The organism is Pseudolabrys taiwanensis (assembly GCF_003367395.1).
Lineage (GTDB): Bacteria > Pseudomonadota > Alphaproteobacteria > Rhizobiales > Xanthobacteraceae > Pseudolabrys > Pseudolabrys taiwanensis.
This window is the reverse complement of the sequence record NZ_CP031417.1, coordinates 2723273-2743462: the sequence shown is the minus strand read 5'-3', so window position 1 is coordinate 2743462 and position 20190 is coordinate 2723273. Positions and strand designations below refer to the sequence as shown.

Annotated in this window: 19 protein-coding genes and 1 pseudogene; 3 read left to right on the top strand and 17 right to left on the bottom strand. The window is 62.8% G+C overall.

Annotated elements, in window-relative coordinates; all coding sequences use genetic code 11:
• Nucleotides 1-59: 59 nt before the first annotated feature.
• From DW352_RS13125 to DW352_RS13115, 3 genes are all read right to left on the bottom strand, one after another.
• Nucleotides 60-302: a helix-turn-helix domain-containing protein gene (locus DW352_RS13125; RefSeq protein ID WP_115691745.1), complete on the bottom strand. Its 243-nt coding sequence runs from the start codon at nt 300-302 to the stop codon at nt 60-62.
• 82 nt (nt 303-384) lie between these two features.
• Entirely contained in the window at nt 385-786 is a 402-nt protein-coding gene (locus DW352_RS13120) for a thioesterase family protein (protein ID WP_115691744.1), read from the bottom strand.
• A gap of 3 nt (nt 787-789) precedes the next feature.
• On the bottom strand, nt 790-1992 hold the full coding sequence (locus tag DW352_RS13115) for an MFS transporter (RefSeq protein WP_115691743.1): 1203 nt from the start codon (nt 1990-1992) through the stop codon (nt 790-792).
• A gap of 119 nt (nt 1993-2111) precedes the next feature.
• Between DW352_RS13115 and DW352_RS13110 the strand changes: the two genes are divergently transcribed.
• Entirely contained in the window at nt 2112-2813 is a 702-nt protein-coding gene (locus tag DW352_RS13110; RefSeq protein WP_115691742.1) for a metallophosphoesterase family protein, read from the top strand.
• Between the two features lie 177 nt (nt 2814-2990).
• On the opposite strand, the gene DW352_RS13105 is transcribed toward DW352_RS13110, so the two are convergent.
• Nucleotides 2991-3431, bottom strand: a complete 441-nt coding sequence (locus tag DW352_RS13105) for a cupin domain-containing protein (RefSeq protein WP_425374659.1) — start codon at nt 3429-3431, stop codon at nt 2991-2993.
• A gap of 77 nt (nt 3432-3508) precedes the next feature.
• Here DW352_RS13105 and DW352_RS13100 point away from each other — a divergent pair, with 77 nt between their 5' ends.
• Nucleotides 3509-4729 carry an FAD binding domain-containing protein gene (locus DW352_RS13100; RefSeq protein ID WP_115691741.1) on the top strand — a complete coding sequence of 407 codons (1221 nt, stop codon included), beginning with the start codon at nt 3509-3511 and terminating at the stop codon, nt 4727-4729.
• A gap of 339 nt (nt 4730-5068) precedes the next feature.
• Here DW352_RS13100 and DW352_RS13095 read toward each other — a convergent pair whose 3' ends face one another.
• From DW352_RS13095 to DW352_RS13035, 13 genes and pseudogenes are all read right to left on the bottom strand, one after another.
• The gene (locus DW352_RS13095) at nt 5069-6136 is read right to left on the bottom strand and encodes an amidohydrolase family protein (protein WP_115691740.1); all 1068 of its coding nucleotides are present in this window, start codon (nt 6134-6136) and stop codon (nt 5069-5071) included.
• A 142-nt stretch (nt 6137-6278) separates the two neighbouring features.
• A complete protein-coding gene (locus DW352_RS13090) occupies nt 6279-6998 on the bottom strand; it encodes an ABC transporter ATP-binding protein (protein WP_245434435.1) in 720 nt (239 codons plus the stop codon).
• Nucleotides 6988-7659, bottom strand: a pseudogene (locus DW352_RS13085) (ABC transporter ATP-binding protein); the annotation flags it as partial. The pseudogene DW352_RS13085 and the gene DW352_RS13090, both read right to left, overlap by 11 nt.
• A gap of 62 nt (nt 7660-7721) precedes the next feature.
• Nucleotides 7722-8687 carry a branched-chain amino acid ABC transporter permease gene (locus tag DW352_RS13080; RefSeq protein ID WP_210209979.1) on the bottom strand — a complete coding sequence of 322 codons (966 nt, stop codon included), beginning with the start codon at nt 8685-8687 and terminating at the stop codon, nt 7722-7724.
• Complete coding sequence (locus DW352_RS13075) at nt 8684-9556, bottom strand: branched-chain amino acid ABC transporter permease (RefSeq protein WP_115691738.1); 873 nt, start codon at nt 9554-9556, stop codon at nt 8684-8686. Before DW352_RS13075 ends, DW352_RS13080 begins: the two co-directional genes overlap by 4 nt.
• A gap of 166 nt (nt 9557-9722) precedes the next feature.
• Nucleotides 9723-10964, bottom strand: coding sequence for an ABC transporter substrate-binding protein (locus DW352_RS13070; protein WP_245434434.1), 1242 nt, complete (start codon nt 10962-10964; stop codon nt 9723-9725).
• A 220-nt stretch (nt 10965-11184) separates the two neighbouring features.
• Nucleotides 11185-11889: an ABC transporter ATP-binding protein gene (locus DW352_RS13065; protein ID WP_210209978.1), complete on the bottom strand. Its 705-nt coding sequence runs from the start codon at nt 11887-11889 to the stop codon at nt 11185-11187.
• A 3-nt stretch (nt 11890-11892) separates the two neighbouring features.
• Nucleotides 11893-12657 (bottom strand): ABC transporter ATP-binding protein, encoded by a 765-nt coding sequence (locus DW352_RS13060; RefSeq protein ID WP_115694400.1) that lies wholly within the window; start codon nt 12655-12657, stop codon nt 11893-11895.
• A gap of 59 nt (nt 12658-12716) precedes the next feature.
• Entirely contained in the window at nt 12717-13970 is a 1254-nt protein-coding gene (locus tag DW352_RS13055) for an ABC transporter substrate-binding protein (protein WP_115691736.1), read from the bottom strand.
• Nucleotides 13971-14009: 39 nt separating this feature from the next.
• On the bottom strand, nt 14010-15017 hold the full coding sequence (locus tag DW352_RS13050; protein WP_162826937.1) for a branched-chain amino acid ABC transporter permease: 1008 nt from the start codon (nt 15015-15017) through the stop codon (nt 14010-14012).
• 5 nt (nt 15018-15022) lie between these two features.
• Nucleotides 15023-16063: a branched-chain amino acid ABC transporter permease gene (locus tag DW352_RS13045; protein WP_115691734.1), complete on the bottom strand. Its 1041-nt coding sequence runs from the start codon at nt 16061-16063 to the stop codon at nt 15023-15025.
• 153 nt (nt 16064-16216) lie between these two features.
• Nucleotides 16217-18001, bottom strand: a complete 1785-nt coding sequence (locus tag DW352_RS13040) for a CocE/NonD family hydrolase (protein WP_245434433.1) — start codon at nt 17999-18001, stop codon at nt 16217-16219.
• 182 nt (nt 18002-18183) lie between these two features.
• Nucleotides 18184-19107: an NAD(P)-dependent oxidoreductase gene (locus DW352_RS13035; RefSeq protein WP_162826936.1), complete on the bottom strand. Its 924-nt coding sequence runs from the start codon at nt 19105-19107 to the stop codon at nt 18184-18186.
• 134 nt (nt 19108-19241) lie between these two features.
• Here DW352_RS13035 and DW352_RS26785 point away from each other — a divergent pair, with 134 nt between their 5' ends.
• Nucleotides 19242-20126: an NAD(P)-dependent oxidoreductase gene (locus DW352_RS26785; protein ID WP_162826935.1), complete on the top strand. Its 885-nt coding sequence runs from the start codon at nt 19242-19244 to the stop codon at nt 20124-20126.
• Nucleotides 20127-20190: the final 64 nt, after the last annotated feature.

Sequence of the window (20190 nt, the reverse complement as noted above, 5' to 3'; positions counted from 1 at the left end):
CTGCGGTTCCGGCCCATCCGGCCGTCCCGCAATGACGAACGAAGAATGTCGGGTCGGCGTCATTTCAACCTCACCCCGCGTCCGCCGCCGGTTGAGTTCGCGCCTTCGCCGATCAGCTCTATGCCGCCAGCCGCCAGCGCGTCGACAAGCTTCATCAGCGAGTCGACGTTACCGCGCACGACGCCTTCGGACGATTCCATCCGCTGAATGGTCGGCAGGGACAGTCCGGCCAGCGCGGCCAATTGGCGCTGGTCGATCCCGAGCAACGCGCGCGCTGCGCGCATCTGGGCACCGGTTATCATGTTTAAAACATCAGTATCGATAGCTGAGGGCTAGCTACTGATGGATACTGCCGGGTCGCGCGCGGCGCAAGTGCCTACGATTTTACCGCTTCGGCGCCTTGGCATCGAGCCGCTTCTGCAGCCGCTCCAGCTGCACGACCGCGCGCTCGTGCGTGCCGGCGCCGATCACTTCCTGCTCGTCGTGCGCGGTCACGTCGAATTCGATGCGCCGTCCGTCCACCTTGGTCACGACCGCCTCGGCGGTGACTTCGTGGCCGACCGGCGTCGCGGCGAGATGCTTGATGTTGACGACGGTACCGACGACGCTCTCGCCGGGCTCGAGATAATCGCGCACGGCGTTGAGCGCCGCGTTCTCCATGATGGTCACCATCATGGGTGTCGCGAACACCTGCGGCAACACGGCATCCTTGAACTGGTTGGCGAGATGCGCGGGTGTCACCTTCAGCGTGTAGGTGCCCTTGGCCCCCAGTGGTATCGGACGCATTACTCAACTCCTTGCCTTGGGCACGTGATTGATCGCCGGCGCCAAGATCACTAGCACGATTCCGCACAGCCCTATCGGCAGGAACGCGAAGGCGCCCATGCCGGAGAGGTCCCAGGCCATGCCGGAAATGACGGGCACGATCACCGCGCAGCTGTAGCTGACGGTGAACATGGCGGCGGTGACGCGGTGCACGTCGTCCGGCGGGCTGAGTAAGGGCGGCAGCGCCAGCGCGAGGACGAGAATGGTGGCGCAGGTGAAGCCGATCAGCGCGGCGGCCGCGACCACCCACAATCCGGTGCCGAACACGATGCCGGCGACGCCAACGACCGCGAGCAGTCCGCTCACGACGTAGGGCCAAGCCTTGCCTTCGACCCGGCCCGCGACGGCGAGCAGCAGGAATGAGGCCGGCAGCTGCCCGATGTTGAGCGCGGCGAGGGCGCCGCTGATCCATTCGCCCTGGCCGTGCGAGGTCAGATAATTGGGGATGAACGCGTTAGTGGAGAAATACATCGCGTTGACGGTGCCGAGCATGAAGCCGAGGCGCCAGATGAGCCCCTTGCGCCAATCGGGCCACCAGCGCCGGCCCGGTGCGCCGGCGTTGCCCTCCGGCGTCCGCGGCGCGAACAGGAGCACCAGCAGGACGATCAAGAAGATGGGCGCACTCCACACCGCAAAGGCCCACTGCCAGGTGCCGACCAGCGGCAAGACGACGGGCAGCATCAATGACACCGGCAACACTTCGCCGATCAGCAGCCCGTTGGTGTAGACGGCGGTGGCAAAGCCGATATGGGTCGGCGTCCAGGCGCGCACCGTCGACGGCATCGTCACCTGCATGATGGCGACGCCGGCGCCGGTCACGATCGTCATGGCGTAGAGCCAGGCGATATCCGGCAGAAGTCCACGCAAGGCGCCGCCGAGCGCGGTCAGCAGCAGACCGACGATCAGCGCCGTGCGCAGCCCGAGCCGCGCGATCAACAGCGAGCCCGGCACGGCGGCGACCGCCAGCAGCATCGATGGCAGGCCGGTGAGAATGCCGATCTGCGTGGCGTTGAGATTGAGCTCGTCGTGGATGAGCGGGAGGACCGGCGGCACCGCGAGAATGGTGAGCCGCAGGGTATTGCCCACGAGCCAGAGGAGAAGCAAGGAGAGGATGATGCGTGCCCGCGGCGCAAGGCCGCCGGCACCGGCAATAGCGGAACCCGACATTTCGATAACGTTCTATGATTGACCCGACAAAAACTGGCAGTTCCGAATAACATAGGCTAAGGCGCCGCGCACGGCATTCGCGCCACCCGAGGGCGGCGGAGCACTGCGGAGAGCGGACCATTCCGACCGAGAACACCCGGATTTACGCGATCGGCGACATTCACGGCCGGCTCGATCTGCTCGACCGCGCCATCGCCGCGATCCGGCGCGACGTGGACGCGCATGGCAGCGATGCGCTGACCGTCACTTTGGGCGACTATGTCGACCGCGGACCGGACTCGTGCGGCGTGATCGAGCGGCTGGCCGCCAATCCGTTTCCGACGCCTTACGTCGCGCTGCGCGGCAACCACGAGGCGATGCTCGTCGACTTTCTCGTTGATCCGGAAGCGGGACGGCACTGGCGCAGCCAGGGCGGCGCGGAGACGTTGCGGTCGTACGGCGTCGCGGCGCGCACGCCGCTGATCGGCCGCAACGACATTCAGGTGGCCGAGCGTCTGCGCCGCGCGATGCCGCCATCGCACGGCAGCTTTCTAAAGGCGATGCGGTGTTCGTTCAGCTTCGGCGGTTATTTTCTGTGCCATGCCGGCGTGCGGCCGGGCATACCGCTCGATGCCCAGCGCGATGTGGACCTGATGTGGATCCGCAACGAGTTTCTCACCTCGACGGCGAGCTTCGGCAAGATCGTCGTGCACGGCCATACGCCGGTGCCGGTGCCGGAAGTCATGAGCAACCGCATCAATATCGACACCGGCGCCGTGAGGACGGGACGATTGACTTGCGTCGTGCTGGAGCCGAAGGGCTGTCGGTTTCTGATTGTTTGAAGTTTGAGAGGCGACGTGTCTGTCGTCCCGGGCGACCGAGCGCTTGCGCAGGAGACCCGGGACCCATACGCCACCGTATATCGAGAGGGCACGGCCTATGGGTCCCCGCTTTCGCGGGGACGACACCAAAATGCGATGGATGATTTCAGCTCATCGCGACGTGCGTTACCTGTACGCTCACGCCGCCTGACGCTGCACTGTCGATGGCAAGGGCAACGGCTTGTTGGCGCTGTCTTTGAACTCGACCGTCATGAACACCATCTCGCGGTCGCCGAGATTTTCGAGATCGTGCACCTTGAACTCGCCGAGGCCATAGGTCTCGTGGCGGGTTTCGCCCGGTACATAGGTGTACTCGACGGTGGTGCCGTCATGCACGTGCTGGCGGCCGCGTCCGCCCGAGACCGACGTCCAGAAGTAATCGAGCACGTGGCGATGGAAACCGATGCGCTCGCCCGGCGCCAGACGGATGATCCAGACGCGCGTGCGCTCGTTCTCCGACAGCAACGTCGAGCCGACGCACGGATTGGGATTCTTCGCCTCGCGCGCGAATTCGGCGGCGATGTCGGCGGGCCAGTCGGCCTTGCTTTTCGCCTCGGCCGCCTTGTCGATCATGGTCATGGCCATGGTATTTCCTCCAGTGCATTTCCTTTTGATGTGTACAATAATAGCAGCAACAACAAGTCGAGGAAACGCCAATGCCCGAATCCGGTTCGAGGCGCGCGGTCATTATCGGCGGCTCGATGAGCGGCCTGCTGACAGGCCTGTTGCTGCGTCGCAGTGGTTGGGACGTCGACATTTTTGAACGCGTCGAAACCGAGCTGTCCGGTCGGGGCGCGGGGATTGTGGCGCAGCCGGAACTCATTGAGCGGCTGAAAGGGCTCGGATTGCCGACCGAGGGGCTCGGCGTGCACATCGTCGGCCGCAAGATTCTCGATCGGACTGGTGAGGTGGTCGAGGAGTTCGCGTGTCCCCAGGTCACGACGGCGTGGGAGCGCGTTTATCGGCTGCTGCGCGACGCTTTTCCGGCGGCGCACTATCATCGGGGCCGGGGCCTCGCCACCCTTGCCCAGACGCCGCAGGCCGTTACCGCTTATTTTTCGAATGGCGAAACGGTGTCGGCCGACCTGCTGGTCGGCGCCGACGGCATTCGGTCGACCGTGCGCGGGCAATGTCTGCCCGACGTCGGCCCCCGCTACGCCGGCTACACCGCTTGGCGCGCGCTGCTGCATGAGCACGATTTTCCGCCAGACGTGCATCGCGAGGTCTTCGCCTTCATGGCGTTCGGTCTGCCGCCGGGCGAACAGTTCCTCGGCTATCCGGTAGCCGGTCCGGACAACGACGTGCGGCCAGGCCATCGCCGTTACAACGTCATCTGGTACCGGCCGGCCGACGAGGCCTCGAAGCTGAAGTGGCTGCTCACGGACGACCGTGGCGTGACGCATGCGATCTCGATTCCGCCGCCGCTCATTCGCCGCGACGCGATTGCCGAAATGCATGACGCGGCGGAGCGGCTGCTGGCGCCGCAGCTCAGACAGATCGTTCGTCTGATCAAGGAGCCGATCCTGCAGCCGATCTACGATCTGGAATCGTCGCAGATGGCGTTCGGCCGTGTCGCCATACTCGGCGACGCCGCTTTCGTCGCGCGGCCGCACGTCGGCGCGGGCGTCGCCAAGGCGGCGGACGACGCCGGCGCATTGACCGATGCGTTGACGCAAGAGGCCGACGTTCCTGCCGCGCTCAAGCGTTTCGAGCGCGCCCGTCTTGCCGAGAACCATCGCATCATCAATTACGCCCGCCACCTCGGCTCGTATTTGCAGGCGACGCGTACCGAGGAAGAGCAGGCGCGCGCCGGCCGTCACAGCACCAACAAGGCGGTGATCAAGGAGACGGCGACGCTGGATTTTCTGCACGCGTAATCTACGCGGATGCCTTTGCGCGCGGTGCTTGGGCCTCTTTGCCTCTGTCATCGCCCGCGCAGGCGGGCGATCCAGTACGCCGCGGGGTTTGTGGGTATCCGAGGCGCTTGTGTTTGCTGGATGCCCCGCTTTCGCGGGGCATGACAGTCGGAGTGCTGATTGACGAAGCATATGTTGCGCGGTCATTGCCGGGCATAGCCCGTCGAAGACGGGAGTGAACGCCCTTATGACCCGGCAATCCATAAGGCTGTGCCGCGCGTAAGGCCGTACGAGCGGCTCTCGTTCGCGGCAGATCATCATGGATGCGGGGGGCAAGCCCGCGCATGACCGTGGAGAGGCTTACAACCCCAGTACCTTGCGGATGTTGCCGCCGGCAAGCTCCGCCCGCGTCCAGTCGTCGAAGCTCTCGACGGAGTTGAGATGCCCGATCGGGTCGTATTCGAGCATGTCGAACGGGTAGTCCGTGCCCATGATGACATGCTCGACGCCGAAGGTCTTCACCAGCGCCTCGAGCTGATCGGGCGTGAAGACGACGGTGTCGACATAGACCTGCTTGAGATAGGTCGTCGGCGGCTTGGGCAGGTTGCCGTGGCAGTCGGAGCGTGCGCCCCAGGCATGATCGATGCGGCCTGAATAGGCGCCGAGATAGCCGCCGCCATGCATGGCGAATATCTTGAGTTTCGGATGGCGCTCCAGAACGCCGTCGAAGATCAGATAGTGCAGGGCCAGCGTCGTCTCGAACGGATTGCCGACGATATTGTTGAAATAGAAGCGCGATAGCCGCTGGCCCTCGGTGAAGCCGTTGGGGTGGATAATGACCAGCGTGCCGAGCTCCTCGGCCTTCTTCCAGAACGGCGCGAAGGCGGGGTCGGACAGCTCCTTGCCGTGCACATTGGTGAGGATCTCGACAGCCTTGAAGCCGAGCTTGGTAACGCAGCGCTCGAGCTCCTTGGCGGCTTCGTTGCCGTCCTGCATCGGCACGGTGCCGGCCGGGATGAAGCGGTCCTTGTGGCGCGAGACGAATTCGGCGACGCCATCATTGATCATCTGCGCGGCCGGAACGGCATGTTCGATCGCCACCGTGTGATACAATTGCGGGGGCGGCGGCATCACCAACTGCATATCGACGCCCATTTCGTCCATGATCTTGAACCGCACGTCGTAGCCGGTCATGGCGCCGCGGATGTCGCCTTCCTGTTTGGCATTCAACTCCTTGGTCTCGGCGTTGGAGAAATGCGCCAGAGGAATGGTCGAGAGGTCGAGATGCGGCTTGATGTACTCGGCCGCGCGCGGCACGGCGATGTGGCTGTGCGCGTCGATGGTGGTCGACTTCGGCCGGTGCTCGCGCCCGGGCTTGCCGTGTTTGCGGGCCGCGGTGTTGGCGTATTTGTTCCAGAGCTTGGTCATTGCGTCTCTTCCTGATTCCTGAACTCTACCCTCGTCCTGAGGAGGCGGCGAAGCCGCCGTCTCGAAGGACGAGGCCTATTTCGTTCGTCCTCGTCCTTCCAGACGCGGCGCTAGTCGCCGCTCCGCGGGACGAGGGAAAGAGCTAAAACACCCCCAGATGCTGCTGCAGATCGACACCATCCTTGGTCAGTTGAGACGGCGTCGATAGCACGGCGACCTGCCCGGTGTTGAGGATGACGATGTCATCGGCGACATCGAACACCAATTGCGGGTTCTGTTCCACTAGCACGATCGACAGGCCGCTTTCCTTCAGCTTGCGGATGGTGGCCATCACTTCGCCGACGATCTGGGGCGCCAGGCCCTCGGATGGCTCGTCCATCAACAAGACGCGCGGATTGCCCATCAGCGCCCGGCCGATGGCCAGCATCTGCTGCTCGCCGCCGGAGAGGTGCGCCGCCATCTGCTCGCGCCGCTCATTCAACCGTGGAAACATGGAGAATACCGTATCGATACTCCAGGCTGGGTGTTTGGCGTCGATGGGCTTCTTCGCGGCGACGATGAGGTTCTCACGCACGGTGAGGCTGCGGAAGATGCGGCGCCCTTGCGGCACCAGCGCGAGCCCGCGCAGCGCGATCTGCTCGGGCGACAAGCCGCCGACCGGCTCCCCGAACACGCTGATCGTGCCGCGGCGGGGCGGGAGCAGCCCCATGGCGACATTCATGCAGGTCGACTTGCCGGCGCCGTTACGGCCGAGCAGACCCAGCATACGGGCCTCGCCGAGCTCGAACGAGATGTCTTGCAGCACGTGGCTGTCGCCGTAGTAGGCGTCGACATGGGACAGCGAGAGAGCGTTAGTGGCCAAGGTAGACCTCCCGCGTGCGCGGATCGGCGACGACCTCGCCGCGCGTGCCTTCGACGATCACGGCGCCGAAATGCAGTAGCGTGATGCGCTCGGCGAACTCCAGCGCCACGTCCATGTTGTGTTCGATCATCACCATGGTAACGTCGCGCGGAATGGCCATCAGCAGCCGGTGCACATCCTGCCGCTCGTCGATCGACAGGCCGGCAAAAGGCTCGTCAAGCAATAGCACCTTGGGCTTCTGTGCCAGTGCCATCGCGATCTCGACGCGGCGGCGCTCGCCGTAGGAGGTTTGGGCCAGCGGACGGTCGGCGATATGGCCGAGGCCGACCTGCTCGAGCGCGGCCCGCGCCTGCTCGGTGAGGTGACTTTGGCGCTTGATGTCGATCAGTGGATTCCAGCGCAATGGCGATAGCCCGAGCAGTGCCAGCGTCACGTTGTGAACGATGGTGTTGCGAGCGAACAAAGTGATGATCTGATAGGTGCGCGCCATGCCGAGGTGCGGCCGCTGGCGCGAGGGCAGGCGGGTGATGTCCTGGCCGTTCAGCATTACCCTGCCGGAATCGGGCACCAACTCGCCGGTGATCAGATTGAACAGCGTGGTCTTGCCGGCGCCGTTCGGACCGATGATCAGCCGCCGCTCGCCCGGCTCAATCGTCAGATTGACGCCCTTGGTGACGTGCAGTCCGCCGAACGACTTGCGCAAGTCGGAGACGACGAGGGCGCTCATGGTGCCGGCCCCGCTTTGCCGTTTTTGCGTGAACGCGTCATCAGCCGCCACAGCCGCACGCTGCCCGGTACGATGCCTTCGGGCATCAGGATGACGATGGCGACGAAGATAGCCCCGAGCAGGAAATTCCAGCGCTCGATGAAGCCGCTCACCACGGTTTTGACCACCACCACCAAGCCGGCGCCGACGACGGGTCCGAGGATCGTGCCGGGACCGCCGGAAATCACCATGAGCAGCACCTCGGCCGAGGAGGTGAGCGACAAGGTCTGCGGGCTGATGAACTGCGTGTAATAGACGAACAAGATCGCCGACACGCTGGTGAGCAGACCGGACAACAGGCACGCCCAGAAGCGGATCGCCAGCACGTGATAACCGAGCGCGTTCATGCGGCGCGGCTGGTCGCGCGTGCCCATCAACGCTGCGCCGAAAGGCGAGCGCACGAACACCGCCATCGCCGCGATCGCCAGCAGGAAGACGACCAGCGTCGTGTAGTAGAAGGTGACCGGGCTCGACAGCGGATAGCCGAATGGCGCCGGCCGGCTGGTGACGTTGATGCCGTTATCGCCGCCGGTGAGGCTGATCCAGCGATAGGCAAGACCCCAGAGGATTTGACCCAGCGCCAAGGTGATCATGATAAAGCCGATGCCGGTCGAGCGCAGCGACAGCAGGGCGAAGATCGCCGTGGCGATGACGCCGATAATGAGCGCAACGATGATCGATGCCATATGTCCGAAGCCGAGCTGCAACATGTAGCCGACGGCATAAGCCGAAACGCCGAATAGCGCGGCGTGACCGAGAGACACCAGGCCGGCATAGCCGACCAGCACGTTCAGCCCGAGCGCGAAAATGGCGTAAAATAGGATCTGACTGCCGACATTGATGTAGTAAACGCCGGGCATCCAATAGGGCAGAGCCGCGAGCGCGACGAAGGCGACAAGAAGGGCAAGGTTGCGCGCGCTCACGGAACGTGCCTCCCGAACAGGCCTTGCGGGCGCAGCAGCAGCACCAGCAGCATCGGCAGGAACAGCACGAAGTAAGCGAGTTCCGGGAATAGCGCCTGGCCGAAGTTATAGATGAAGCCGATGATCAGGCTGCCGACGAAGGCGCCCAGCAGGCTGCCGGTGCCGCCGAGAATGACGACCACCAGCGCCAGAGGCAGCATATCCTGGTCGAGGCCCGGATAGACCGACAGCATGGGCGCGCCGATGATGCCGCCGAAACTTGCAAGGCCGGCGCCGAGCGCAAAGACGATGGTGAAGAGCTGCGAGACGCGGATGCCGACCACGCGCGCCATGTCCGGATCGTCGACGCCGGCGCGGATCATGGCGCCGAGCCGCGTGCGCTCGAGCAGCAGCCAGAGTGCGACGGCGACAATGACGGCAACGACGATGATGGCGAGACGGTAGAGCGGGAAAGCAATGCTGCCCAGACGGACGAAGCCGCCAAGCCCCTCCGGCGCGGCGACGTTGAGCGGGTCGCCGCCCCAAACCATCAAACAGAAGTCGGCCACCATGAAGGAGATGCCGAGCGTCACCAGCACCTGCGCCAGCTGATCGCCAGGTAGCCGCCGCAGCAACAGGCGCTCGATCAGCGCGCCGAATGCGGCGACGATCAGCGCCGCAAGCACGGCGGCGGCCCAGAAGTTGATCTTGATGCTGACGAAGCCGACCAGGAACGTGGCGCCAATATAGGCGCCCAGCATGTACAGCGAGCCGTGCGTCAGGTTGGGAATGCGCATCAAGCCGAAGATGAGCGCGAAGCCAGCCGAAAGCAGAAACAACAGCCCACCGAACGTGATGCTATTGACGGTGAGCGATACCCAGAAATTCATTCGTGGTTCGTCTCGGCTGGCTTTTTGCTGTCGTTCCGGGACGCCGCGCAGCGGGCCCGGAATCCATACGCCGCAGCGCTGGTGGTTATGGATTCCGGGCTCGCGGCCATCGGCCGCGCCCGGAATGATGGAAGTGGACGACGCGCGCCCATCTCCCCGTAGAGCGCTACGACTTCAGCGGCGGGTAGTTGCGGCTGTAGACCGGCTTCGCCAGGAAGTCCTTCTCGTCGTAGTTCCAGAACTGGCTGACGTTCTCGTAGGTCTTGACCGTCTTGTTGACGAGTTTGCCGTTCGCCTTCTCGACGCGGCGAATGAAGAAGTTGCCGACGACATTGCCGAGATGGTCGAACTTGATCGGGCCGCGCGGCGTGTCCTTGAGCTCGACAGCGCGTAGCGCCTTGACGAAGGCCTCCTTGTCGTCGGCCTTGCCGCCGGCAGCCTGCAGGCCGGCATCGACCACTTGCGCGGCGACGTAGAGACCGGCGGCGTAGAAGCCGGGATCGACGCTGTAGTCCTTCTGCATCGCGGCGACGAAGCGCTTGTTGCTGTCGTTGCCGTAGTCGAGCGTATAGGGGCACGAGCTGTACATGCCGATCGCTTCGTCGCCGAACGAGCGCATCAAGGCGTCGTCGCCGCCCGTTTCGCCAGTCACGACGGGGTATTTCAGGCCGGCTGCGGCATAGGTCTTCATGAAGCGCAGCGGGTTCGAGCCGGCAAAGCCCTGACACACGCCGTCGCAGTCGGCGATTTGCGCCACGAACGGTGTGTAATCGGGCGTCACCAGCGGCGGCCAGATCTTGTTGACGATCTTGCCACCCGCGGCTTCGAAGGTCTGCTGGAAGCCGCCCATCTGTTCATGGCCGAAGGCGAAGTCTTCCGACACCGTGATGATGCGCTTCAACTTCAGTTCTTTGGCCGCGAAGTCGGCCATCGGATGCATGGCTTGGGCGGAGGTCGCGGAGGGGCGCAGGAAGTAGGGGTTGGGCCGGCGCTGCGTCATATCCTCGGCACCGGCGAGGCTGAGCATCGGCGTCTTCTGCTCTTTGATGTAGTCGGTGATCGCGAGAAGCTCGAATGCGGCAAGCGGCCCGAGGATGGCGTCGACCTTGTCGCGCTCGACCAGTTCCTGAGCCTTGGTCTTGGTGCCCGCAGGGTTGCCGCCGGTGTCGGCAGAGATGAACTCAACTTTTCGCCCAGCGAAAGTGTAGTTCTTCTCCTTCAAGTAAGTGACGACACCTTGCTCCATCTGGATCCCGCCTTGCGCCAGCGGTCCGGTTTTCACCGTCAGCAAGCCGAGTTTGAAGGGCGCGCTTTGCGCGATGGCCGGCGCCGGAAATTTGAATGTGGCGAGCGCAGCGCCGGCCGCAGTGGCGCCCATGAACGTGCGGCGAGAGAACCTGCGATTCATATTAAGTTCCTCCCTGTGCGCCCTATCGGGCTATGGCTTATGCGGTCTTATGTGGTGGCCGTCAGTTTCGAGCGGCGCGACCGTGGCGTTTCCCCGCACATCATCGGTCAGACGCTTCAGCAATGTAAAGATGAATGTGTTGCTTGTTCTGTGTGCAGATGCAGGTACCGGACGCAACCAATCGCTGATGCAGTGCAGCACCACTGCGGTGTGTAAGGAATCAAATGCCGAGGTAACTCGACTTGATCTGTTCGTTCGCAAGCAGGTTTTGCGGCGTGCCCGAGTACACCACTTGGCCCTTGCTCATCACGTGAACGTAATCGACAAGCTTGAGCGCGAGATGCGCGCTTTGCTCGACCAGCAGAATGGACAGACCTTGTTCCTTCAGCTTGCCGATGGCCTCCCAAAGTCCCTGAATGATGATCGGTGCTAGGCCTTCGGACGGCTCGTCCATAATCAAACAATCGGGGTTGGTCATCAGAGCACGGCCGATGGCGAGCATCTGCTGTTCGCCGCCGGACAACGTCTTGGCGCGCTGGTTGCGCCGCTCATGCAGCCGCGGAAATAGCGCATAGACGCGTTCGAGGGTCCAACCGTGCCGTTCAGGGGAACGCTCGGCTACCAACAGGTTCTCCTCCACGCCGAGTGTGGGGAAGACGCGCCGGCCTTGCGGCACAAGGCCCATGCCGCTGCGCACGGTCTCGAAGGAGGATTGTCGGCTGATCTCCTCGCCCTTGAATACGACAGAGCCGCGACGCGGCGGATTGAAGCCGACGATTGAGTTCACGAGCGTTGTCTTGCCGACGCCGTTACGGCCGAGCAGGCCAAGAATCTGACCTTGCTCGAGCTTGAGCGACAGTCCTTGCAGGACATAGGCGTCGCCGTAATAAGTGTGGATGTCATTGACTTCGAGAATGGCGGCCATGGGTCAACCGGTCCCCAGGTAGATTTCCTGGACGCGCGCGCTCGTGTGAATCTGCTCGGGCGTACCGGTCTCCAGCACTTGGCCGAAGTGCAGCACGGAAATGTGCGAGGCGACGTCGAACACGACGTCCATATCGTGCTCGATCAGCAAGATCGCGAGGTTGGAATCGAGCTTCATCAGGAACTTCGCCATCTCGACCGATTCACCGGAGGAAAGACCCGCTGCCGGCTCGTCGAGCAGCAGCACTTTTGGATCGCTGGCCAGGCCGAGTACGATCTCGAGCTGGCGCTGTTCGCCATGCGAGAGGTTGCGCACTTCGACATCCTTGCGATCGATAAAGTCGACCTGCTCCAACAGCGTGTGGGCTTTCTCATAGACATCTTTGTAAGACGACAGAAAGCGCCACATCACGAACTTGCTCGGCCGCAGCCCTTTGATCGCCAGGAGCACGTTGTCGAGCACGGTCAGCTTGGGAAACAGGCTGGTGACCTGGAAGGTGCGCGCCATTCCCATCGCCGTGCGCCTGTGGCTCGGCCAGGTGGTGACGTCGCGGCCATAAAGCAGGATCTCGCCCGAGGTTACCGGATGAATGCCGGTGATGAGATTGAACAGCGTGGTTTTGCCGGCGCCGTTGGGGCCGATGATCGCCTGCCGGTCGCCCGGCATGATGCGCAACGATACCGAGCGTGTCGCCTGCAGCCCGCCGAAGCTCTTGCACAGCGATTTCAGTTCGAGAACCGGTACGTCGCCGCTTGCCGATGATGTCATGGTCACGCCCTGCTTGAGGGAGAACGCCGGGGCCGAACCGGGCCCCGGCGCGCCGTCGGTCATTCGCAGAACTTGCAGGGCGGGAAGTCGCGGCTGTAGAGCGGCTGCGCCAGGAATTTGTCCTTGCCGTAGGTCCAGAATTGGCTGACCTTCGGATAAGTGTGGATGACCGTGTTCCACAGCTCGTCCTTGTCGTAGCCGAACATCTTCTTCTTCTCGACCTTCTTGATGTAGACGTTTTCGACGGGATTGCGCATGTCGTCGAGTTCGACTGGGCCGCGCGGCGCGTCGATCTTGATGCTTCCCATCACCTTGATGAACTCGTCCGCGCCGGGATATTTGCCGCCTGCCTTCTTGATCGCCGCGTCGAGCCACATCGCGGTCGAGTAATTGTTTTCCGAGTAGTAGCCCGGCACTTTGCCGAACTTGGCGCGATAGGCCGTGACGAAAGCTTGGTTGGCGGGTGTGTCGATCGCTGCACTGTAGTGCAAGGCGGAAATGTCGCCGATCACTTCGTCGCCCATGAAGGGAAGCACGAACTCGTCATAGCTTACGCCGCTGCCGACGATCGGCGTCTTGATGCCCGAGCCGCGCAACTGCTTGGGGAACTGCAGCGCGCCGGGGCCGACCATGACGGTGAAGATGGCATCGGCCTTCTTGATGGTCGGAATGTAGGGGCCGAAGTCCTTGGTGTTGAGCGGCACCCACACCTTCTGGATCACCTTGCCGCCACAGTCCTCGAACGCCTTCTGGAATCCGCCGGTGACCTCGTAGCCGAAGGCATAGTCGGCGGCGACGACGGCGACGGTCTTGAAGCCATTATCGCAGGCCCATTGACCGAGCGCGTGGTGCGGCAGCGACGAGGTCCAGCTCGTCCGCATGAAGTAAGGATATTTGTCGAGTTGCCGTTGCGTGAGATCGTCGGCGGACGCCGTCGAGGAGATGTACAGCGTCTTTTCGGCGGTGCTGACCGGCGCGAGCGCATAGCCGGTCGACGCCAGCAGGCCTCCGACCACCATGTGCACCTTGTCCTGAAGGATCAGCTTCTTGGCCTTGGTGACGGCGGCGTCGGGCTTTCCTTGGTTGTCCTCGACGATGAACTTGACGTCCATGCCGCCGAGCTTGTTGCCATGCTGCTCCAGATAAAGCTGGAAGCCGTCCACCATGTCCTTGCCGATCTGGGCGAAGATGCCGGTGGTCGGCGCGATGAAGCCGATGCGCAGTTCTTCAGCGCTGGCTGTCGCCGTGAGGCCTAGCGCGATGCTGGTGCCGACCAGCGTCGGCATGAGCCGGCGTTGCCACGTCTTGGTCATTTCTTTCCTCCCGTTGTTGCCGCTCCTTCCTGAGTCAAATCAGGAGGGCTTCGATGCCAGTTCCTTGGTCGCGATTTTGGCCGAGGCTTCTGTTGGCCGGCCTTTGAAACGTTGCCGTAGGAGCGCGGGGATGCCCATCAGCCCCATCGGCAGGTAGAGAATGGTGAGAACGTAAACGCCGCCGAGGACGTACTGCCACCAGGGCACCAGCGTGGAGAGGTACTCGCGCAGCCCGAACACAATGCCAGCGCCCAGGATCGCGCCGACCAAGGTGCCGGCCCCGCCCAGCACGACCATCAGCAGCGAGTCCACCGACGTGGTGAGCACCACGGTTTCCGGACTGACGTGGCCATTGGTATGCGCCCACAGCACGCCGGACAGGCCGCCGAAGCCGCCGGCGATGATGAATGCAATGTATTTGTGCAGCCACGTATTGTAGCCGAGGATCTGCATGCGCAATTCGCGTTCGCGGATGCCCTCCAGGCTGCGGCCGAAGGGCGAGCGCACGAGCACGTAGAGCATGAACAGCGAAGCCGCGAAAAACGCGAAGACGAGATAGAAGAACGTCACGTCGTCGGAGAGATCGAGACCGAAATTCGGACGGCCGGTCATGTTGATGCCGTTGTCGCCGCCGGTGAGCGAATTCCAGCGATAGGCAAGGCCCCATACACATTGGCCGAGCGCCAGCGTGATCATCAGGAAATAGACGCCGGTGGCGCGGATCGCGAAGAGGCCGAACAGCGCCGCGAGCGCAGAACCGATCAGAATGCCGAGTAGAACGACGATCCAGAAATCCCAGCCGAGGCCGAACTGCAGCTTGGTGGCGAGCACGGCGGTGAGATAAGCGCCGACGCCGAAATAGGCTGCCTGGCCCATGGACGAAAGGCCGGTGAAGCCGAGCAGCAAATCGACGCTCATGGCCAGGATGGCGAAGGCCATGGCGCGCGTCGCGAGCAGCACGACGAACGAGCCGGAGTGCGGCACGATATAGAGCAACGCAAGCAGCGCGACGATCACCGCCAGGATTTTGGCTTTTTGGCCGGTCATGCGTGTCACTCTCTACCGAACAGGCCCACCGGTTTGATCGCCAGGATCAAGACCATCGGGGCATACAGCGTGAAGTAAGACAGCTCCGGAAATAGTGCTTTGCCAAAGTTGTCGGCGAGCCCGACGGCGAGGGCGCCGATGGCGGCGCCGCCGAGAGAGCCCATACCGCCGATGATGACCACGGCGAAAGCGAGCGGCAGCATCTCGAAATCGAGGCCTGGATAAACGCCGAGGAAGGCGCCGCCGATGACGCCGCCGAGCGCCGCGAGGAAGGCACCAAGGGCGAAGATGAACATCGAAATGCGGTTAGTGTCGATGCCGATGCCGCGCGCCATCTGCGCGTCGTCGACGGTGGCGCGCACCGCCGCGCCCATGCGTGTCTTTTCCATCGCCAGCCAGAGGGCAATTCCGATGACGACGGCCATTGCGATCATGAACACGCGATAAAGCGGCACGTACATGCCGGCGATCTGAACACTGCGGGTCAGTTCGGCGGGCGGGTTGATATCCATGTTATTGCCGCCCCAGATATCGAGGGCGGCTTGCTGGAACAGAAAGGCGAAGCCGACGGTCAGCAGCACTTGCCGCAGCACGTCATTTTCGATGGGCACGACGGCGATCCGGCTGAGCAATGCATAAGCGGCGAGGGCGGCGACGATCGCGATCAGGACGAACTGCGGCCAGACGCCGCCGATGATTTGCGGCGCGCGCGTATTGATCGCGAGACTGACAAGCACGCCGATGCCGACAGCAATGACGGCGTTGCGCAGCCATTCGAGACCGGCGGAGCGCAGAAACAGCCGCTCCATCGCGACACCAATCAGCGCGACAGCCAGCGCCGCGACAGGCAACGACAGGGCCCACGAGCCCGTAGCCCAGATGACGGAGAGGGCGATGTAGCCGCCCCAGAGGAAGTAAGCGCCGTGCGACAGATTGACGATGCGCATGACGCCGAAGATGAGCGACAGGCCGCTGCCGACGAGAAACAGCAAGGCGCCATAGGATACGCCGTTGAATATCTGGACGATCCAGAACTGCGTATTCATCCCCCCTTGGGTCCTTCTCGTTTTTTATCGAAGGTTGGACAAAGCTTACCTCAGCTTCGCGGCGTGTGAACCCACAAAATCATTTTCCGTCGCATAAACCGCGCTTTCTTGGTTGCATACGAGATCCTTTCGCGTGGACGCGTTGCACCGCCGCTAACGTCGCGTGCGCTTCGGTATGCGTCCGTCCTTCTTTGTCGGAATGACCGGCAGCAGTAGATAGGATGATTTCACGCTGCTGAATGTCAGCGTGGTCGTTCCATTAAATAGTGCCGGTGGCCGGTCGCGTGGATCGTCGTGCAGAAACGGTCCGCAGCCTTTCAGCTCGTTTTTGAAGTTCGAAAGCTTACCGCCGGTGCCGCCGCCATACTCGTAGTCTTTACCGCGCACGGAGAGTGCAATGCGGTAGCCGACGGGAACGACGATCGACGTCGGCCATATTTCGATATCGAGCTCGACGGTTTGACCGCTCTTCAGCGGCTGCTTCTCGTCGTGCGTATGATAGGGCCGGTAGGGCAGCGACAGTTTCTTGTCGAGCTTGCGATGCGATGCGCGTAGCCAGCCTTGGGCGACCGGTGTGTGCGGATCGATGGCGCCTTGAAATACGATCTCCTTCATGTCGCCGGAGAAAACGCGAAGCACGACGAAAAAGTCGGCATCGGGCGTCGACGACGAGGCGAACAGCTTGAGCGCGGAAGGGCCGGTGATCTCCGTCTCGTGCGCCAGCGGCGGCGTCAGAAAGGTGAGGCCGTCGCCCATAGCTGCAAAGCTCAAGCGTGCATTGCCGGTCGGCTTCTTGGTCGACAGCGCCATCGATTTGGGATCGAGATAGAACTTGGTCCATCTCGTGCGCTTGAGCGGCCACTCGTTTTCAGCGCGTCCAACGAACTTCTCACCCGGGTGCCGCACTTGCAGCAGCACTTTCGGCTTCTTCGACCAGCCAGTGTCCTTGCCGTGCAGGAACCGGTCAAAGAACTTGAGCTGCTGTTCGCGACCATAGTCCGTATAGAAATGCGTCCAATGCTCGATGCCGTGCGCCTCTAGCCATTTCTCTTTGGACGCGGCGCGTGCGAAGCCTTCGAAATTGCCGCGGGGGTGCAGGCCCTGACCGCCCCAATTGGCGGCGGAGAATACCGGCACGGTGATCTTGTCCCACTGTGGCGAGCGGGCCTTATGATAGTCATCATCGAGCGGATGCGAGGCGATCGCGGCGCCGAAGTCGGCGCGGTTCTTCGCGAGCTCTTCTTCGGACAAGGTCTCGGGCCCGCATACGAGCTCGCCATGCACGCGGCTATGTTTGCCGCGCTCGCCGGCGCCGTACTGCACGGTTTTCACCTGCATGTCGTACCAGTTCTCCCAGAAGGTCGAGAGAATGCCGCCATGGTGGGTCATGTCGCGATACCAGTCGGCGGCGCCTTCCCACACACAGATGGCGGCGAGGTGGGGCGGCTGCAGCGAAGCCACATGCCATTGATTGATGCCGTAGTAGGAAATGCCGTTAAGACCGACTTTGCCGTTCGACCAGGGCTGTGCGCCGGCCCATTCAATGCAGTCGTAGAAGTCTTTCGTTTCGCGCGGTGAAAAATGATCGATGAAGCCGGGCGAGCAGCCCGTGCCACGCGAGTCGACTCGCACGCAGACGTAGTCGTGCGGAACCCATTTCTCGGGATCGACCACTTCCCAATTCTGATACTTGTTGGTGGAACCGGCAGTGACGTCGGGATGCTTATCGACCATGCGCTGCCAGGCGCTCGGATAGCCATCCTGGAAAGCGAGATTCTTGGCGTAGGGTCCGTACGTGAGGATGACCGGATAGCGCCCGTCTTTCACCGGGCGAAAGACGTCGGCGCGCAGCACCAACCCGTCGTCCATCGTGATCGGCACGTTCCAATCGACGTGCATACCATCACGGATCTCCGATCGCTCTTCGAGCGCGGGCATCGCGGGCCTCCCTGTTATTTTCTATTTTCAGGGAGGCTACAGAGTGTTGGTAGATAAGCGCAAGACTCACTTGTCATGGCCGGGAGTCACCCGGCCATCTTGGTTGATGGGTACGGCGCGATCCTACGCGCGGTCACCGGGACATAACGGCGTTTACGCCCGTCGTCGACGGCAAAACAGCGTCAGCGCTTTGCTGCGCGCTTGCCCTTCGCGCGTTTCACCTTCCCCTGCTTTTCCAGCACGGCGCACACCGCGGCGGTGTCCTGCATGCCGTAGCCCTCCTTCTGGGCGCGGCGGTAGACCGGCTTGGTCGCATCGAACAATGGTGTCGGTACGCGGATGGCCTTGGCAAAATCGCCGATGACCTGCATGTCCTTGTCCCAGACGTCGATCTTCATCGTAACGTCGTCGTATTTGCCTTTGACCATCATCGGCGCGCGCAGTTCGAACACGCGCGAATTGCCGGCGCCTGATTTGATAAGGTCGAAGATCACCTGCGGTGGCAGGCCGGCCTTCATGCCGAGCACCATCGCTTCGGCGCTGGCCACATTATTGATGGCGACCAGTAGGTTCGCCACATACTTCATGCGGCTGCCATTGCCGAACGCCCCAACGTCGTAGACATGGCGGCCGAAGGCCTGCAGCGCTGGTTTGATCTTGCGGATCGAGGCGCTGTCGCCGCTCGCATAAAAGACGAGGTCGCGTGCCGCGGCCTGCGCCCCGGTGCCGCTTACCGGCGTGTCGAGCATTATATGACCGGCCTTGCCGAGGATCTTCTCGGCCTTTTCCTTGTCCGAGATCGCGAAGGTGCTCATTTCTACGACGATCTTGCGTGGGAGCTTCAAGGCGGCGATGGCCCGCGCGGTATCGATCAGGGCCTGCGGCTTGGGCAGGCTGGTCAGAATGATCGGCGCCTTCTCGGCCACATCGATGGCGCTCGAGGCGATCTCGACACCGGCGCGTTGCGCCTCGCGCCGGCGGGGAGCACTGACATCGTAGCCGACCACGCGCCAACCGGCCGCCGCCAGATTCCTGGCGAAAGAGCCGCCCATAATGCCAAGCCCGATAACGCCGATGGTGCCTTTGGTCTTCCTCTTCGCGGCCATTTTTTCTCCCCTTCGCAATGCGCGCTGACTTTGTGATTTGTCATATGCGCTCTTCGACCGTTCTGTCGAGTGGCATACTTTCATGGCGCATCGCGATCGCCTATCGTTGCCGCGAAAATATGCCGGGAGGACACATGAAGATCGGTGTTGCAGGACTGGGTGCAATGGGCGCCGCGATCGCGGCGCGCCTGATCGACGTCGGCCATCAAGTGAGCGTATGGAATCGCTCGGACGACAAAGCAAAGCCTTTGGTGGATGCGGGTGCGACGGTGGCGGCCAGCCCGGCCGCGCTCGCCGATGGCTGCGATACGGTGATCACCATGCTTACCGACGGACCGGCGCTTGATGCCGTTTATGAGGGCCCGGGTGGGCTGCTGTCCGGCAACGTGAAGGACAAGCTTTTCATCGACATGAGCACGGTGCCGCCGAAAGTGTCGATTGATCTCGCTGCCAAGGTACGTGGTGCCGGCGCGGCCTTCGTCGAATGTCCGGTCGGAGGGTCCACTGCTCCGGCGCGGCAAGGCAAGCTGCTCGGCTTGATGGGTGGTGAGCCGGCGGACGCGGCGCGGGCGAAACCGATCATGGAACAGCTTTGCCGGCGAGTGGAACATTGCGGTCCTGTCGGCAGCGGCGCTGCGATGAAGCTCGCGATCAACCTGCCGCTGATGGTGGCGTGGCAGGCCTATGGCGAGGCCTTCGCCATCGCGCGTACCGTCGGTTGGGAGCCCAAGCGCCTGCTCGATCTGTTCGTCGAGAGCAACGGTGCCAACAACGCGCTGAAGATGCGTGCCGACATGATCGTCACCATGTTGGAGGGCCGGGACCCGGGCGCGACGACTTTCTCCATTGCCAATGGGGTGAAGGATCTGCGCACCATGGTGGAAACCGGCGAGGCGTTCGGCGCCGACATGCGCGCGACCAAGGCGGCGCTGTCCGGTTTTGAGGACGCCGTACAACAAGGCAATAGCGGTCAAGACGGCTCGCGCATGGCGGTGTATTGGGCGGATCGGGGGCGGTGAGGCCCGTCACCGACGTGCGGGCGCGTGAGGGTGACGGATCGATGCCACGGGCATAGGAGCGTTC

Excerpts from the sequence above, each read along its gene's own strand:
- DW352_RS13070 (WP_245434434.1), bottom strand. The coding sequence starts at position 10,964 with ATGAATCGCAGGTTCTCTCGCCGCACGTTCATGGGCGCCACTGCGGCC.
- DW352_RS13095 (WP_115691740.1), bottom strand. The coding sequence starts at position 6,136 with ATGACCAAGCTCTGGAACAAATACGCCAACACCGCGGCCCGCAAACAC.
- DW352_RS13050 (WP_162826937.1), bottom strand. The coding sequence starts at position 15,017 with ATGACCGGCCAAAAAGCCAAAATCCTGGCGGTGATCGTCGCGCTGCTT.
- DW352_RS13075 (WP_115691738.1), bottom strand. The coding sequence starts at position 9,556 with ATGAATTTCTGGGTATCGCTCACCGTCAATAGCATCACGTTCGGTGGG.
- DW352_RS13040 (WP_245434433.1), bottom strand. The coding sequence starts at position 18,001 with ATGCCCGCGCTCGAAGAGCGATCGGAGATCCGTGATGGTATGCACGTC.
- DW352_RS13100 (WP_115691741.1), top strand. The coding sequence starts at position 3,509 with ATGCCCGAATCCGGTTCGAGGCGCGCGGTCATTATCGGCGGCTCGATG.
- DW352_RS13035 (WP_162826936.1), bottom strand. The coding sequence starts at position 19,107 with ATGGCCGCGAAGAGGAAGACCAAAGGCACCATCGGCGTTATCGGGCTT.
- DW352_RS13105 (WP_425374659.1), bottom strand. The coding sequence starts at position 3,431 with ATGACCATGATCGACAAGGCGGCCGAGGCGAAAAGCAAGGCCGACTGG.
- DW352_RS13120 (WP_115691744.1), bottom strand. The coding sequence starts at position 786 with ATGCGTCCGATACCACTGGGGGCCAAGGGCACCTACACGCTGAAGGTG.
- DW352_RS13045 (WP_115691734.1), bottom strand. The coding sequence starts at position 16,063 with ATGAATACGCAGTTCTGGATCGTCCAGATATTCAACGGCGTATCCTAT.
- DW352_RS13060 (WP_115694400.1), bottom strand. The coding sequence starts at position 12,657 with ATGACATCATCGGCAAGCGGCGACGTACCGGTTCTCGAACTGAAATCG.
- DW352_RS13055 (WP_115691736.1), bottom strand. The coding sequence starts at position 13,970 with ATGACCAAGACGTGGCAACGCCGGCTCATGCCGACGCTGGTCGGCACC.
- DW352_RS13125 (WP_115691745.1), bottom strand. The coding sequence starts at position 302 with ATGATAACCGGTGCCCAGATGCGCGCAGCGCGCGCGTTGCTCGGGATC.
- DW352_RS13065 (WP_210209978.1), bottom strand. The coding sequence starts at position 11,889 with ATGGCCGCCATTCTCGAAGTCAATGACATCCACACTTATTACGGCGAC.
- DW352_RS13115 (WP_115691743.1), bottom strand. The coding sequence starts at position 1,992 with ATGTCGGGTTCCGCTATTGCCGGTGCCGGCGGCCTTGCGCCGCGGGCA.
- DW352_RS26785 (WP_162826935.1), top strand. The coding sequence starts at position 19,242 with ATGAAGATCGGTGTTGCAGGACTGGGTGCAATGGGCGCCGCGATCGCG.